This window comes from Streptomyces sp. NPDC003042 (genome assembly GCF_053591315.1).
This window is the reverse complement of the sequence record NZ_JBSFTP010000014.1, coordinates 103,028-117,853: the sequence shown is the minus strand read 5'-3', so window position 1 is coordinate 117,853 and position 14,826 is coordinate 103,028. Positions and strand designations below refer to the sequence as shown.

The 14,826-nt window shown below is 72.9% G+C and carries 13 protein-coding genes; 11 read left to right on the top strand and 2 right to left on the bottom strand.

Annotated elements, in window-relative coordinates; genetic code table 11:
- Positions 1 to 99 precede the first annotated feature (99 nt).
- Entirely contained in the window at positions 100 to 1,350 is a 1,251-nt protein-coding gene (locus tag ACWDYJ_RS11160) for an HAD family hydrolase (RefSeq protein ID WP_451565233.1), read from the top strand.
- Here ACWDYJ_RS11160 and ACWDYJ_RS11155 read toward each other — a convergent pair.
- Positions 1,347 to 2,540 carry an amino acid deaminase/aldolase gene (locus ACWDYJ_RS11155; RefSeq protein WP_451565228.1) on the bottom strand — a complete coding sequence of 398 codons (1,194 nt, stop codon included), beginning with the start codon at positions 2,538 to 2,540 and terminating at the stop codon, positions 1,347 to 1,349. The genes ACWDYJ_RS11160 and ACWDYJ_RS11155 overlap by 4 nt on opposite strands.
- Positions 2,541 to 2,844: 304 nt before the next feature.
- Between ACWDYJ_RS11155 and ACWDYJ_RS11150 the strand changes: the two genes are divergently transcribed.
- From ACWDYJ_RS11150 to ACWDYJ_RS11140, 3 genes are read left to right on the top strand one after another with little or no spacing between them, the layout of a single operon-like run.
- The gene (locus ACWDYJ_RS11150; protein ID WP_451565227.1) at positions 2,845 to 3,675 is read left to right on the top strand and encodes a hypothetical protein; all 831 of its coding nucleotides are present in this window, start codon (positions 2,845 to 2,847) and stop codon (positions 3,673 to 3,675) included.
- On the top strand, positions 3,672 to 4,871 hold the full coding sequence (gene mycP, locus ACWDYJ_RS11145) for a type VII secretion-associated serine protease mycosin (RefSeq protein WP_451565226.1): 1,200 nt from the start codon (positions 3,672 to 3,674) through the stop codon (positions 4,869 to 4,871). The genes ACWDYJ_RS11150 and mycP overlap by 4 nt, the downstream gene beginning before the upstream one ends.
- Positions 4,872 to 4,873: 2 nt before the next feature.
- Positions 4,874 to 5,626 (top strand): SseB family protein, encoded by a 753-nt coding sequence (locus ACWDYJ_RS11140; RefSeq protein ID WP_451565225.1) that lies wholly within the window; start codon positions 4,874 to 4,876, stop codon positions 5,624 to 5,626.
- A 127-nt stretch (positions 5,627 to 5,753) separates the two neighbouring features.
- Here ACWDYJ_RS11140 and ACWDYJ_RS11135 read toward each other — a convergent pair whose 3' ends face one another.
- A complete protein-coding gene (locus ACWDYJ_RS11135; RefSeq protein WP_451565224.1) occupies positions 5,754 to 6,125 on the bottom strand; it encodes a DUF1844 domain-containing protein in 372 nt (123 codons plus the stop codon).
- 323 nt (positions 6,126 to 6,448) lie between these two features.
- Between ACWDYJ_RS11135 and infC the strand changes: the two genes are divergently transcribed.
- The 7 genes from infC (at position 6,449) to pheT (ending at position 14,150) form a co-directional block, all read left to right on the top strand.
- Entirely contained in the window at positions 6,449 to 7,204 is a 756-nt protein-coding gene (infC, locus tag ACWDYJ_RS11130) for a translation initiation factor IF-3 (protein ID WP_451565232.1), read from the top strand.
- 105 nt (positions 7,205 to 7,309) lie between these two features.
- Complete coding sequence (gene rpmI, locus ACWDYJ_RS11125) at positions 7,310 to 7,504, top strand: 50S ribosomal protein L35 (protein ID WP_030387121.1); 195 nt, start codon at positions 7,310 to 7,312, stop codon at positions 7,502 to 7,504.
- A gap of 104 nt (positions 7,505 to 7,608) precedes the next feature.
- Entirely contained in the window at positions 7,609 to 7,995 is a 387-nt protein-coding gene (rplT, locus tag ACWDYJ_RS11120; RefSeq protein ID WP_451565223.1) for a 50S ribosomal protein L20, read from the top strand.
- Positions 7,996 to 8,105: 110 nt separating this feature from the next.
- Positions 8,106 to 8,963, top strand: coding sequence for a TrmH family RNA methyltransferase (locus ACWDYJ_RS11115; RefSeq protein ID WP_451565222.1), 858 nt, complete (start codon positions 8,106 to 8,108; stop codon positions 8,961 to 8,963).
- A 54-nt stretch (positions 8,964 to 9,017) separates the two neighbouring features.
- The gene (locus ACWDYJ_RS11110; protein WP_451565221.1) at positions 9,018 to 10,334 is read left to right on the top strand and encodes an ATP-binding protein; all 1,317 of its coding nucleotides are present in this window, start codon (positions 9,018 to 9,020) and stop codon (positions 10,332 to 10,334) included.
- Positions 10,335 to 10,482: 148 nt separating this feature from the next.
- Positions 10,483 to 11,610, top strand: coding sequence for a phenylalanine--tRNA ligase subunit alpha (pheS, locus tag ACWDYJ_RS11105; protein WP_451565220.1), 1,128 nt, complete (start codon positions 10,483 to 10,485; stop codon positions 11,608 to 11,610).
- Positions 11,610 to 14,150: a phenylalanine--tRNA ligase subunit beta gene (gene pheT, locus ACWDYJ_RS11100; RefSeq protein ID WP_451565219.1), complete on the top strand. Its 2,541-nt coding sequence runs from the start codon at positions 11,610 to 11,612 to the stop codon at positions 14,148 to 14,150. Before pheS ends, pheT begins: the two co-directional genes overlap by 1 nt.
- The last annotated feature ends 676 nt before the right edge of the window (positions 14,151 to 14,826 follow it).

Here is a 14,826-nt window from a genome sequence, read left to right as displayed (position 1 = left end):
GCGTCGTACGACGCGACGCCCGGCTGAGACAGGAGTGTCCCTCCAGTGATCCGCCTCAGCACCGCAAGACCGCTCCAGGCCGCCGCCGTCGCCGCCGCGATGACCGCCGGCGCGCTCCTCGCCACCGCGCCCACCGCCGAGGCCGCCCGCCCCGGCGCCCCCTGCGCGGCGACCCCGCAGCTGAAGTCCGGCTGGTACGGCGAGAACCAGGCCCGGCTCCAGGACCTCGTCGACCGGTACGGCACGTGCCACCCGTACCGCCCCGGGCGGGGCCGCGCCAAGCCCGTGGCCGTCTTCGACTGGGACAACACCGTCGTCAAGAACGACGTCGGCGACGCCACCATGTTCTGGCTGCTGCGCAACGGCAAGATCCGCCGGCCCGCCGACGGCGACTGGTCCACCACCAGCCGCCACCTGACCCCGGCCGCCGCCCGGGCCCTGGCCACCGCCTGCGGCCCCCTCGCCCGCCCCGGCGCGCCCCTGCCCACCGGCACCCCCGAGGGCGGGCCCTGCGCCGACGAGCTGCTCGCCGTCTACGGCACCGCCGCGACCCGGACGGGAGCCGCCGCCTTCGCCGGCTGGGACCACCGTACGACCGACCCCGCGTACGCCTGGCTGGCCCAGCTGACGCAGGGCTGGAGCGCCCGCGAGATCCGCGGCTTCGCGTCCGCCGCCCGCACCGAGAACCTGGCCGCGCCGGTCGGCGCCCGGCAGCGGGTCGGCACCGGCACCGCCACCGGCTGGGTCCGCTACTACGACCAGCAGCGGGACCTCGTCCAGAGCCTCCAGCGGGCCGGCTTCGACGTCTGGATCAGCTCCGCCTCCCCGCAGCCGATCGTCGAGGTGTGGGCCCAGGACGTCGGCATCACGGCAGACCACGTCATCGGCATCCGCAACGTCACACATGACGGAATACTCACCCCACATCTCCAGGGCTGCGGATCCGTCAAGGACAGCGCGGACACGATGATCACCTACATCGACGGCAAGCGCTGCTGGATCAACCAGGAGATCTTCAAAGTCCGCGGAGCGGCCGCCGAGAAGGTCCAGCCGCCCGCCCGCCGCCCGGTGTTCGCCGCCGGTGACTCCGACACCGACATTTCCTTCCTCCGGGACGCGACGGCCCTGCGCCTGGTCGTGAACCGGAACAAGAACGAGCTCATGTGCCGCGCGTACGACAACAGCGACGGAAAGTGGATCGTGAACCCGATGTTCATCGAGCCCAAGCAACCCAGAACCAGCCCCTACCCCTGCTCCACCACCGGCTACGTCGACCACGACGGCACACCCGGCCCCGTCCGCCGGGACGACTCCAGCGTCATCCCCGACCAGAGGGACACGGTCTTCTAGAGGAAGGTGCGGCCCTCGCCCCGGTAGGTCGGGGCGGTGGCCGTCACCCGGTCGCCCTCGACGAGGTGCAACGCGTCGAAGCGCTCGCACAGTTCACCGGCCTTGGCATGCCGGAACCAGACCCGGTCACCGATCAGCAGGTCATCGGCCGGGCTCCCCAGCAGCGGAGTCTGCACCTCGCCCGCGCCCTCCTGCGGGTCGTAGCGCAGCCCCTGCGGCAGATACGGCACGGGCAGCCGGTCGGCCCCGGGCGCCCCGGAGGCCGGATACCCGCCGCCTAGCACCGTCACCACGCCCACCCCCGGCCTGCGCACCACAGGCTGCGCGAAGAGCGCGGCGGGCCGTCCCCGAAAGGAGGTGTAGTTGTCGAACAGCCGCGGTACGAACAACCCCGACCCGGCGGCGATCTCCGTCACCGCGTCCTCGGCGGCCGTCTGCTGGACGCTGCCGGTCCCGCCCCCGTTGACGAACTCCAGATCCGGCACCACCGCCCGCACCGCCCGCACCACCTCGGCCCGCCGCGCGGCGAGTTCCTTGCGGGCCGCGCCCTGCATCAGCCGGATGACCCGCGAGCGCACCGGGCGCCCGGCCAGCGCGTCGCCGACCCCGGCGACGTGCCCCTCGTAGCCCATCAGCCCCACCACCCGGAACCCGGGCCGAGCGCTCACCGTACGGGCCAGCTCGGCCAGTTGCCCGGGCTCCCGCAGCGGCGAGCGCCGGGCCCCCACCCGCACCCTCCCGCCGAGCAGACGCAGCGCGGTGTCCAGCTCCAGGCAGACCCGTATCTCCTGGAGGCCGCCGTCCCGGGCCCGGTCGATGAGCTCCAGCTGCGCGGGATCGTCCACCATCACCGTAACGGCGGCGGCCAGTTTCGGGTCCTGCGCCAGCTCCCGGAACCCCGCCCGGTCGGCGGACGGATAGGCGAGCAGCACGTCCTCGAACCCCGACCGGGCCAGCCAGAGCGACTCGGCCAGCGTGTACGACATGATCCCGGCGAACCCGGGCCTGGCCAGCACCCGTTCGAGGAGCACCCGGCACCGTACGGACTTGCTGGCGACCCGGACCGGCTTGCCCCCGGCGCGGCGGACGAGGTCGTCGGCGTTGGCGTCGAACGCGTCGAGATCCACGATGGCCAGCGGCGCGTCGAGATGCGCGGTCGCCCGGTCGTACCGGGCCCGGTCGGAAGTCATGCCCGGCAGCCTGCCAGACCCCTCTACCACCCGGTAGGGGTCACGCGGACCACCTGGACGGGGACGGGGACCGGGTGGGGTGTCGGCCGGGGCGTAAAACGTGATGTGTGGCGCGTAGGGCGTCACAGTGCACGATCAGGCTCAAGCGCCATAAATCATGCGGTCCCGGACGACACCCCACTCCGCCTCCGCCACCGGCCCCCCGCACCCCGGCCGGCCGGGGCAAGGGCAAAGGCCCGGCCAGGGCAAAGGCCCCGTAGAGTACGGGCAGGCAGCCGTACGGAACGGGGGGCGGAGCCGCCGGATGACCACGTCGACACCACGGACCGCGGTCCTGGGCGAGCCCGATCCGCCCACATGCCCCGACGCCCACGCCTGGCCGCCACCCCCGGCCGACCACAGGCCCCCGCGCCGCCACCCCGGCCGGGTCGTCTCCGCCACCCTGTGCGCCCTCCTCGGCACCGGCCTCCTCGGCTCGGCCGGCGCCACCGCCTGGAGCGAACACCGCGCCGCACACCGCGCGTCGCCCTCCGATGCCGCCTACCGCAAGGCCGCCTCGCTCTGGCGGTCCGCCCCGGTGGACAGCCTCCTGCCGCCTGTCCTCGACGGCGCGGCGGCCGGCCCCGGCGGCGCGGACCGCAGCTGGACCCGGATCGCCCTCGCCCCCGACGCCGACTGCGGGGCCGCGCTCGCCGCCGCATGGCAGGCCGCGTTCGCCCCCACCGGCTGCACCCGGGTCCTGCGCGCCACGTACAGCGACTCCACCCGCAGCTCCCTGATCACCGTCGGCCTGGTCTTCACCTCCGCCGACGCCGACGCCGCCACCCTGGAGGGCTTGCGCGGCGCACTCACCGCCCCGCCCGCCTACGCGTACGCCGACTCCCGCCGGGCCGCCTGGACCGCGACCACCGTCGCCGAGGCCCCGGTCGTCGTCTACGCCGTATCCGCCCTGGCCGACGGCCGCACCATGGACGCCCCCGTACCGGCGGACGAGGCGGTACGCGAGGGAGCCGCCGGCCTCGTCGCCGAAGCGGGCCTGGGCCACGACGCCAAGGCGGTCGCGGGCCGGGTCCAACGCGGCCTGGCCGCCCTCGCCGCCCCGCCCGCACCCTCGCCCGCCCCGGAGTTCCGATGATCCGCGCCACCGCCGGCAGCCACGGGACCCGCGCGGCCGGCGCGATGGTCCTGGCCGGCCTCCTCGTCGTGGCCGCCGCGCCCCCCGCCGCCGCGGACGCCATCCGCGACCGCCAGTGGGGCCTGCTCGCCCTGCGCGCGGAGGAGGCCTGGGGCACGACCCAGGGCGACGGCGTCACCGTCGCCGTCCTCGACACCGGCGTCGACGGCACCCACCCCGACCTCAGCGGCCAGGTCCTCGACGGGGCCGACCTCGTCGGCATGGGCGCGGGCCGCGGCGACCGCTCCTGGGCCCGGCACGGCACGGCGATGGCGAGCATCATCGCGGGCCGCGGCCACGGCCCCCACCGTGGCCAGGGCGTCCTGGGCATCGCCCCGCAGGCCAGGATCCTGCCGGTCCGGGTGATCCTGGAGGAGGGCGACCCCGGACGCGCCCAGGCCCGCGACAGCAAGTCCGGCGCCCTCGCCGAAGGCATCCGCTGGGCCGCCGACCACGGCGCCGACGTGATCAACCTGTCGCTCGGCGACGACAGCGACTCCGCCCACCACGAGGCCGCCGAGGACGAGGCCGTCCAGTACGCCCTCGGCAAGGGCGTGGTCGTCGTCGCCTCCGCGGGCAACGGCGGCGAACGCGGCGACCACATCTCCTATCCCGCCGCCTACCCGGGCGTCATCGCCGTCGCGGCCGTCGACCGCAAGGGCAGGAAGGCTCCCTTCTCCACCCGCAACTGGTACGCCACCGTCAGCGCCCCCGGCGTCGACGTGGTCATCGCCGACCCGGACCGGGCCTACTACGAGGGCTGGGGCACCAGCGCCGCCGCGGCCTTCGTCTCCGGCGCCGTCGCCCTGGTCAAGGCGGCCCACCCGGACCTCTCACCGGCCCAGATCAAGAAGCTGCTGGAGGACACCGCCTCCGACAGCCCGGCCGGCGGCCGGGACGACGCGCGCGGCCACGGCACGGTGGATCCCGTCGCCGCGCTCCAGGGCGCGCAGGCGCTGCGCCCCGAGGCCGCGCGGCCCACGCCCGTCGCGGCAGCGGCGCGGTACTTCGGCCCCGGCCCGGAGCCGGTCCGCCCACCGGATCCGGGGGACCGGCTGGGCGCCCCGGCCGCCGCCGCCGGCGGAGCGGCCCTGCTGGTGCTGGCCGGCGTCCTGGCCCGGCGTCCGCGCGCCGCACGTCGGGATAGGGTCGGGTAACTGTGGCGAACGCGAACGAGAACAAGAACATCCCCGACCCGGGCTTCTCCGACGACGACGGCTCCGCGGACCCCCGGCTGAGCGCGGCCCTGGCCGCGTGGGCCGTGGACCGGGCGAGCGAGCCGCAGGTGCTGGCGGCCCTCAGGGACGCGCGCCTGCTGGTCCCGGTCGTGGCGATGCTCGGCGAGGTCGAGACCGACCCGGAGACCGGCCTCAAGCGCGAGAAGACCAGCGACATGGCCGTTCCCACCCTTACGGCGGGGGACCGGCGGGCGCTGCCCGCCTTCACCTCGATCGCCTCGCTGGCGCTCTGGGACCCGGCGGCCCGGCCGGTGGCGGTTCCGCTGCACCAGGCGCTGGCGGCGGCCGCGCACGAGAAGGCGGACACCCTCGTCCTCGACCTGGCCGGCCCCGTCCCGTACCAGCTGACCGGCTCCGCGCTGCTGGCGCTGGCCGAGGGCCGCACGGACGCCGATCCGCTGGCCGACCCCGCCGTACGGGAGGCCGTACGGGCCGCCGTGGCCGCGGAGCCGGCCGTGCTGCGCGCCCACCTGATGCCGGGAGGCTCCGGCGCGGACGGCACCCTCGCCGTCGTGCTGTCCGCCGGATCACAGCCCGCCACCGCCGCGCGCCGGGTGGCCGAGGCCCTCGCGGCGGACGAGACGCTGCGCGGCCGGCTCGTACGCGGGCTGGACCTGGCCCTGCTCCCGGCGGAGGGCCCGGTCCCGCCGGGCGAGCCGCTGTTCAGCCGGTAAGGCGGGAACCACGAAAAACGGCCTCAGCCCGGGACGTGCTCCGGGGCTGAGGCCGTCTCGTACGGCGAGAGACGGCGGAATCAGACGTCCACCCTCGTACACCCTCGTACGGCGAGGGACGGCGGAATCAGGCGTACACCGGCCCCGTGAACTTCTCGCCCGGCCCCTGGCCCGGCTCGTCCGGGACGATGGAGGCCTCGCGGAAGGCGAGCTGGAGGGACTTCAGGCCGTCGCGCAGCGGAGCGGCGTGGAAAGAGCTGATCTCGGTGGCGCTCGCCGTGACCAGGCCCGCGAGGGCGGTGATCAGCTTGCGGGCCTCGTCGAGGTCCTTGTGCTCGGAGTCCGGCTTGTCCAGGCCGAGGTTGACGGCCGCGGCGCTCAGCAGGTGGACGGCCACCGTGGTGATGACCTCGACGGCCGGCACGTCCGCGATGTCACGGGTCATGTCGTCGTAGTCAGGCGATTCGGAAAGGGAGTCGGAGGGCGTCGCGTCAGTCATGCGTCCCACGATATGCCGTGCGGCGGCCTGGTAACGCGGGTGCTAGTATGGACATCGACCGGCCGGACACCTGTGTGCCCGGCCCACAAGTGGAGGCTCCGATCTCCCACCCGACCACCCTCCGGGGCGGCGGGTCACCCGGTCAGGCAGTATCCATCGTTCCGTACGGACGATGGAAAGCTGCCCGAGTTTGCGCCCCGCGGTTCGCACGTGGCGGTGCTCCGGTTGTATTGGAGCCCCTGCCTGTGCCCGGCGGGGTTTTTTGTGTTCCCGCCGCGGTGGTCTGACGACAAATGACGTCAGCGGCTGTCTGCCAGGCAGCCGTGTGGTGCTACCGAGGAGGATCCATCAGCACCGAGCCCCGCATCAACGACCGGATTCGCGTTCCCGAGGTACGACTTGTCGGTCCGAGCGGCGAACAGGTGGGCATCGTCCCTCTTGCGAAGGCGCTTGAGCTCGCGCAGGAGTACGACCTCGACCTGGTCGAGGTGGCGGCGTCCGCACGCCCGCCGGTCTGCAAGCTCATGGACTACGGCAAGTTCAAGTACGAGTCGGCCATGAAGGCCCGTGAGGCGCGCAAGAACCAGGCGCACACGGTCATCAAGGAAATGAAGCTCCGGCCGAAGATCGACCCGCACGACTATGACACCAAGAAGGGTCACGTCGTCCGGTTCCTCAAGCAGGGCGACAAGGTCAAGATCACGATCATGTTCCGTGGTCGCGAGCAGTCCAGGCCGGAACTCGGCTACCGACTGCTGCAGCGCCTCGCTACGGACGTCGAGGACCTCGGGTTCATCGAGTCGAACCCGAAGCAGGACGGCCGAAACATGATCATGGTTCTCGGTCCGCACAAGAAGAAGACCGAGGCGATGGCCGAAGCCCGCGAGGCGCAGGCCGCCCGCAAGGCCGAGCGCCAGGGTCTCAGCGCCACCGACGAGGAGGCTCCTTCCGAGGAGGCCGCCCTCGACGAGGCGCAGACCACCGAGGTCGTCTCCGACGAGGCTCCCTCCGAAGAGGCCGCTGCCGAAGAGGCCGGCTCCGACGAGGCTCCCTCCGACGAGACGAACACCCAGGCCTGATCCAGGGGCAGCCCGTCCCGGATCTACCGACACAATATGACGCCCCCGGGCGCCGGTCCCGTACCGGACCGGCGGGGGCGCCACCGACGAGGAGATAACGGCGCTATGCCGAAGAACAAGACGCACAGCGGTTCCAAGAAGCGCTTCAAGATCACCGGCTCCGGCAAGGTGCTCCGTGAGCGCGCCGGCAAGCGCCACCTGCTCGAGCACAAGTCGTCCCGTGTCACCCGCCGCCTGACCGGCACCGCGGAGATGGCCCCCGGCGACGCCGCGAAGATCAAGAAGCTTCTCGGCAAGTGACGTCCTCCGCTCCCCTCTGTCGGGAGCGGGACGTCAAGACCGGGACCCCCATCGAATTCGGGCCGTGTGAAGACGACCACGGCCCCGCTACAAGGAGTTAAAAAGTGGCACGCGTCAAGCGGGCAGTAAACGCCCACAAGAAGCGCCGGGCGATCCTCGAGGCGGCCTCCGGCTACCGCGGTCAGCGTTCGCGCCTGTACCGCAAGGCCAAGGAGCAGGTCACCCACTCGCTGGTCTACAACTTCAACGACCGCAAGAAGCGCAAGGGCGACTTCCGTCAGCTGTGGATCCAGCGCATCAACGCCGCTGCCCGCCAGAACGGCATGACGTACAACCGCCTCATCCAGGGTCTGAAGGCCGCCAACATCGAGGTGGACCGCAAGATCCTCGCCGAGCTGGCCGTCAACGACGCCAACGCGTTCGCCTCCCTCGTCGAGGTCGCGCAGAAGGCCCTCCCGGCCGACGTCAACGCCCCCAAGGCCGCCGCGTAAGGCTCTGCCGGCCCCGCGCGAGCAGGACCGGCCCCCACGGACCCGCAGGCCCCGCGCCTGCGGGTCCGTGTGCTTTCGCCCCGCAATCCCGAGAGAGAACCGCTGAGACCATGGGTCACCCCGCCGAGCTGATCTCCCCCCGGTCCCCCCGGGTGGCCGCCGCGAAACGCCTGGCGCGGCGCAACTTCCGCACCAAGGAGCGCCGGTTCCTCGCCGAGGGTCCGCAGGCGGTCCGTGAGGCCGTCGAGCACCGCGGAGCCCAGGGCGCGACCCTCATCGAGCTGTTCGCCACCGTCGAGGCCGCAGAGCGCTACGCCGACATCGTCGAGGCCGCGCTGCTGGGCGGCGCGCGCGTGCACTACGCCGACGACGAGGTGCTCGCCGAGGTCTCGCAGACCGTCACCCCGCAGGGGCTGGTCGGCGTCTGCCACTTCCTCGACTCGCCCTTCGAGGAGATCCTCAAGGCCGGGCCCAAGCTGGTGGCCGTCCTCGCGCACGTGCGCGACCCCGGGAACGCCGGCACGGTGCTGCGCTGCGCCGACGCCGCCGGCGCCGACGCGGTGATCCTCACGGACGCCTCGGTCGACCTGTACAACCCCAAGTCGGTACGGGCCTCCGTGGGCTCCCTCTTCCACCTGCCCGTGGCGGTCGGGGTGCCGGTGGACCAGGCCGTGGAGGGCCTGGGGGCGGCAGGGTTGAGGATCCTCGCGGCCGACGGGGCGGGCGAGGACGACCTCGACGCCGAGCTGGACGCGGGCACCATGGGCGGGCCGTCGGCCTGGGTCTTCGGTAACGAGGCCTGGGGTCTGCCCGAGGAGACCAGGGCCCTCGCGGACGCCGTCGTACGGGTCCCGATCCACGGCAGGGCGGAGAGTCTGAACCTCGCCACGGCCGCCGCCGTATGCCTCTACGCCTCCGCGCGTGCACAGCGGGCGCCCGGAGGGTGCCGCTCCGTGACCTCCAGCTAGTAATGTGGCCGCCCGGGGGCCCACTGGCTACTCGGAGATGTGGGGTACGGGGAAATGACCGTCGGTACGAACAGCTCGCCGGGGGCCGCGCGGGCCGCGGACGCGGCCCAGGAGCCGTGCCGGGAGATCCCGGAACCCCTCGCCCCGCGTCCGGCCGGCGAAGCCGCACAGGTCGCCGGGAACGGGTACCCCGTCGCCGCCGACGCGCTGGGCGCCGTACCGCCACAGGCGGCGGCCGAGCGCCGGACCCCGGTGCCCACGGCCCCGGCGCCCACGACTCCCGCGCCCGCGCCCACGACCACGACCGCGCACGGCTCCGGCGAGGGGACCTCCTACGGCATCGACCCCGACGACCTGCCGGACGGGCTCGTCGTCGCCGACCACGCCGGCCGGGTCATCTGCTTCAACCGGGCCGCGGCCCGGATGACCGCCACCGACCCCGGACAGGCCCTCGGCGCCCGCATCGACCGCGCGCTCCCGCTGGAGGACCTCGAAGGCCGCCGCTGGTGGGCCCTGACCGACCCCTACGGCGGCCTCGCCACCCGGCGCGGACAGCCCGAGCGGAACCTGCTCCTCCCGGGCGGCCGCGAGGTGCTCGTCTCCGCCCGCTACGTACGGACCCACCCCACCGGCCCGCTGCGCCGCCTCGTGGTCACCCTGCGCGGCACCGAGGCCCGGCGCCGCACCGAGCGCAGCCACGCCGAGCTGATCGCGACCGTCGCGCACGAGCTGCGCTCCCCGCTCACCTCCGTCAAGGGATTCACCGCGACCCTGCTCGCCAAGTGGGAGCGGTTCACCGACGACCAGAAGCGGCTGATGCTGGAGACCGTCGACGCCGACGCCAACCGGGTCACCCGGCTGATCGCCGAACTCCTCGACATCTCCCGCATCGACTCCGGACGCCTGGAGGTGCGCCGCCAGCCGGTGGACGTCGCCGCCGCCGTGGGCCGGCACGTCCAGGCGCTCACCGCGAACGGCCAGGCGCCCGACCGGTTCCTCGTACGGGTGAGCCGCCCGCTGCCCGACCTGTGGGCCGATCCGGACAAGATCGACCAGATCCTCGGCAACCTCCTCGAAAATGCGGTGCGACACGGTGACGGAACGGTCACCATCGACGTATCGCCGCATGAGAAGGGAACCGCCGTCACCGTGACCGACGAAGGACCCGGGATCCCCGAGGAGTCGATGGCGCGCGTCTTCACCCGCTTCTGGCGGGGGAGCAAGCGCGGCGGCACCGGCCTGGGCCTGTACATCGTCAAGGGCATCGTCGAGGCCCACGGCGGCACCATCACGGTCGGGCGCGGGCCCGGCGGCGGCGCCGAGTTCCGATTTATCCTGCCCGTCGCCGCCCCGGCCTACCTCACGCAGTAGTCCTGCGGAGCGTCTCGCCAGGCGGCCTACGGGCTCCTCCACCCCCAGCGACCTTTAGACTCGTCCTTTGGCACCTTTGTGTCCTTGTCCGATCGGGTCGATCGAGTCGTCGGGGACCACCAGCCAGCCATCGGAAGTACGGGAAGAGATGTCGGCACCGAACAAGTCGTACGACCCTGTCGAGGTCGAGGCACTGAAACCGGAAGAGATCGAGCGCATGCGGGACGAGGCGCTCGCCGCCTTCGCGTCCGCCGGCGACCTCGACGAGCTTCGCGAGGCGAAGACCGCGCACATGGGCGACCGCTCGCCCCTGGCGCTCGCCAACCGTGAGATCGGAGCCCTGCCGCCCCAGGCGAAGGCCGAGGCGGGCAAGCGCGTCGGCCAGGCCCGCGGCGCCGTGAACAAGGCCTTCGGGGCCCGCACGGTCGAGCTGGAGGCCGAGCGTGACGAGCGGGTGCTCGTCGAGGAGGCGGTGGACGTCACACTGCCCTACGACCGTGTGCCCGCCGGCGCCCGTCACCCCCTGACCACGCTGATGGACCGCATCGCGGACATCTTCGTGGCCATGGGCTACGAGGTCGCGGAGGGGCCCGAGGTCGAGGCGGAGTGGTTCAACTTCGACGCCCTCAACTTCACGCCCGACCACCCGGCGCGCCAGATGCAGGACACCTTCTTCGTCCAGGGGCCGGAAGGCACCGAGGGCGACGAGTCCGGCGTCGTGCTGCGCACCCACACCTCCCCGGTGCAGGCGCGCTCGCTGCTGGAGCGCAAGCCCCCCGTCTACATCGTCTGCCCGGGGCGGGTGTACCGCACCGACGAGCTCGACGCGACGCACACGCCGGTCTTCCACCAGGTCGAGCTGCTCGCCGTGGACGAGGGCCTGACGATGGCGGACCTCAAGGGCACCATGGACCACATGGTCCAGGAGCTGTTCGGCGAGGGCACCACCACGCGCCTGCGTCCGCACTTCTTCCCCTTCACCGAGCCGTCCGCCGAGATGGACATGCAGTGCTACGTGTGTCGCGGCGCGTCGGTGGGCAACCCCGACCGCCCGTGCCGTACCTGCTCCAGCGAAGGCTGGATCGAGCTCGGCGGCTGCGGGATGGTCAACCCCAAGGTGCTCATCGCGTGCGGTGTGGACCCGGAGAAGTACAGCGGGTTCGCCTTCGGGTTCGGCATCGAGCGGATGCTGATGTTCCGTCACAATGTGGAAGACATGCGAGACATGGTCGAGGGTGACGTTCGTTTCACCCGGCCGTTCGGGATGGAGATCTGATGCGGGTCCCGCTTTCTTGGCTGCGGGAGTACGTCGACCTGCCCGCGGGCGAGACCGGTCGTGACGTGGCGGCCAAGCTCGTCGACGCCGGCCTCGAGGTCGAGACCGTCGAGCAGCTCGGCGGCGGGCTCAAGGGCCCCCTCGTCGTCGGCCAGGTGCTGACGATCGAGGAGCTCGAGGGCTTCCGCAAGCCGATCCGTTTCTGCACGGTCGACGTCGGCCAGGCCAACGGCACCGGCGAGCCGCAGGAGATCGTCTGCGGCGCCCGGAACTTCGCCGTGGGCGACAAGGTCGTCGTGGTCCTGCCCGGCGCGGTGCTGCCCGGCGACTTCGCGATCGCCGCGCGCAAGACGTACGGCCGCACGTCGCACGGCATGATCTGCTCCGGCGAAGAGCTGGGCATGGGCGACGACGGCACGCACGGCATCATCGTGCTGCCGCACGAGCACGAGGTCGGTACCGACGCGATCGAGCTGCTCCAGCTCGTCGACGAGGTCCTGCACATCGACGTCACCCCGGACCGCGGCTACTGCATGTCCATGCGCGGTGTCGCACGTGAAACTGCAACGGCATATGGTCTGCCGCTGCGTGACCCGGCACTGCTCGACGTCCCGGCGCCGAACTCCTACGGCTACCTGGTCAAGATCGACGACCCGGCCGGCTGCGACCGCTTCGCCGCGCGCACGGTGACCGGCCTCGACCCCGAGGCGCGCTCCCCGATCTGGCTCACGCGCCGCCTCCAGAAGGCGGGCATGCGCCCGATCTCGCTCGCCGTCGACATCACCAACTACGTGATGCTCGAACTCGGCCAGCCGCTGCACGCCTACGACCGCTCCCGGCTGAACGGTCCCATCGGCGTGCGCCGGGCCGAGCAGGGTGAAGAGCTGGTCACGCTCGACGGCGTCAAGCGCACCCTCGACGCCGAGGACCTGGTGATCACCGACAACAGCGGCCCCATCGGGCTCGCCGGTGTCATGGGCGGCGCCAACACCGAGATCGCCGACTCCGTCACCGAGCCCTTCGACCCCTCCGGCACCGGCCGGGTCACGGGCACCACCGACGTGGTCATCGAGGCCGCGCACTTCGACTCCGTGTCGATCTCGCGCACCGCCCGCCGCCTGAAGCTCTCCTCCGAGGCCTCCAAGCGCTTCGAGCGCGGCGTCGACCCGCAGGCCGCCGCGGCGGCCGCGCAGCGCACCGTCGACCTGCTCGTGCTCCTCGCGGGCGGCACCGCCGAGGCGGGTGTCACCGAGCTCACCGCCCCGGGCGCCCCGCGCACCATCGCGATGAGCGCCGACCACCCTGACCGGGTCGCCGGCATGGAGTACGGCCGCGAGACCGTCGTACGCCGCCTCCAGGAGATCGGCTGCGACGTCCACGGCCAGGACGAACTCGTCGTCACCGTCCCGTCGTGGCGGCCCGACCTCGCCGAGCCCAACGACCTCGCCGAAGAGATCATCCGGCTGGAGGGCTACGGGAACCTCCCGTCCACCCTCCCGCAGGTGCCCTCCGGCCGCGGTCTGACCGCCCGCCAGCAGCTCCACCGCCGGGTCGGCCGCGCGCTGGCAGGCGCCGGCTACGTCGAGGCCCTCAGCTACCCGTTCCTCGGCGAGGGCGTCTTCGACCAGCTCCAGCTGTCCGCGCACGACGCCACCCGCCAGGTGGTCAAGCTGGTCAACCCGCTCTCCGACGAGGAGCCGGCGCTGCGCACCACGCTGCTGCCGGGTCTGCTGGGCGCGCTGCGCCGCAACGACAGCCGGGGCAGCCACGACCTCGCGCTCTTCGAGACCGGTTCGGTCTTCCGGGCCGCCGCGCAGCCGGGTGTCGCCGTACGGCTGCCCGTCGACCGGCGTCCCACCGACGAGGAGATCGCCACCCTGAACGCGGCCCTGCCCGCCCAGCCGCGGTACGCCGCGGTCGTGCTGGCCGGTGCGCGCGAGCAGGCCGGCTGGTGGGGCAAGGGCTACCCGGCCGACTGGGCGGACGCCGTCCAGGCCGCCCGCTCGCTGGCCGTCGAGGCCGGCGCCGAACTGGTCGTCCGCCAGGGCCAGTACGGCCCCTGGCACCCCGGCCGGTGCGCCGAGCTGCTCGTCACCCTGGACGGCGTGGAGACGGTCATCGGCCACGCCGGTGAGCTGCACCCCCGCGTCGTCAAGGCGATGGGCCTGCCGGCCCGCACCAGCGCCATGGAGATCGACTTGGACCGCCTCGCGGCGGCCGGCGGCGAAGCCCTCCAGGCGCCCCGGATCTCCACCTTCCCGGTGGCGACCCAGGACGTCGCGCTGATCGTGGACGCGTCGGTCCCCGCGGCTTCCGTGGAGGCCGCGCTGCGCAAGGGCGCGGGCGAACTGCTGGAGTCCCTGCGGCTGTTCGACGTGTTCACCGGCGAGCAGGTGGGCGAGGGCAAGAAGTCCCTCGCGTACGCGCTGCGCTTCCGCGCGAGCGACCGCACGCTGACGGCCGAGGAGTCCACGGCCGCGCGCGACGCGGCGGTGGCGCTGGCCGGCGAGCGGACCGGGGCGGTGCTGCGGGGCGCGTGATCGCCTGGCTGTACGCCCTGTTCAAGGGCTGTTGAGGGGCGGGTCCGGACCACCGGACCCGCCCTTGCGCGTTGGCGGCGTGGGGGGACACCCGCTCACTCATTGGGGTGAGAACCCGGGGACCCGTGTCGGGTACGTCAGGAGGTCGGAACAATCGTTCCGGCCGGGGGGATCTCACAGGGGCACCGGAACCGGCGCTCACGCCCGCGCGGCTGGTGGCGGGCGTGCACGCCGAGCTGCCGGCCTGCCAACGACCGGTCCTGACCGGGCCGGTGGAGCCGAACCGCGCACCGGGCCGGTGGATGGACCCGGTGCGGATTCGGCCGGGCTCCGTCCGGGACCCGGCGACCAACCGGGCCACGGCGGAACCGTGGCGCGCCGCCCGTCCGCCATGGAGTGTCGGGCAGACAGCAGGACGGGCGACGCGGTGCCGGGTCGTCGCACTGTACGAGGGGGAGCCGACGACCCGGACGGCCTCTTTGGCGAGGCTCTTCAGTGAAGCGCCGAACGGCCCTTCCGCGGGAGGGTGCGTATCGCATTTATGCGCGTACTCAGTTCACACCCCGTGTGAATCAGGCGCTGTACACCCCGTGTGAATCAGGCGCTGTACACCCCGTGTGAATCAGCTGCTGTACAACCCGTGTGAATCGGATACCCATTAGCCTGAATCCGACGA

Excerpts from the sequence above, each read along its gene's own strand:
- ACWDYJ_RS11160 (WP_451565233.1), top strand. The coding sequence starts at position 100 with ATGACCGCCGGCGCGCTCCTCGCCACCGCGCCCACCGCCGAGGCCGCC.
- ACWDYJ_RS11155 (WP_451565228.1), bottom strand. The coding sequence starts at position 2,540 with ATGACTTCCGACCGGGCCCGGTACGACCGGGCGACCGCGCATCTCGAC.
- ACWDYJ_RS11150 (WP_451565227.1), top strand. The coding sequence starts at position 2,845 with ATGACCACGTCGACACCACGGACCGCGGTCCTGGGCGAGCCCGATCCG.
- mycP (WP_451565226.1), top strand. The coding sequence starts at position 3,672 with ATGATCCGCGCCACCGCCGGCAGCCACGGGACCCGCGCGGCCGGCGCG.
- ACWDYJ_RS11135 (WP_451565224.1), bottom strand. The coding sequence starts at position 6,125 with ATGACTGACGCGACGCCCTCCGACTCCCTTTCCGAATCGCCTGACTAC.
- rpmI (WP_030387121.1), top strand. The coding sequence starts at position 7,310 with ATGCCGAAGAACAAGACGCACAGCGGTTCCAAGAAGCGCTTCAAGATC.
- ACWDYJ_RS11115 (WP_451565222.1), top strand. The coding sequence starts at position 8,106 with ATGGGTCACCCCGCCGAGCTGATCTCCCCCCGGTCCCCCCGGGTGGCC.
- ACWDYJ_RS11110 (WP_451565221.1), top strand. The coding sequence starts at position 9,018 with ATGACCGTCGGTACGAACAGCTCGCCGGGGGCCGCGCGGGCCGCGGAC.
- pheS (WP_451565220.1), top strand. The coding sequence starts at position 10,483 with ATGTCGGCACCGAACAAGTCGTACGACCCTGTCGAGGTCGAGGCACTG.
- pheT (WP_451565219.1), top strand. The coding sequence starts at position 11,610 with ATGCGGGTCCCGCTTTCTTGGCTGCGGGAGTACGTCGACCTGCCCGCG.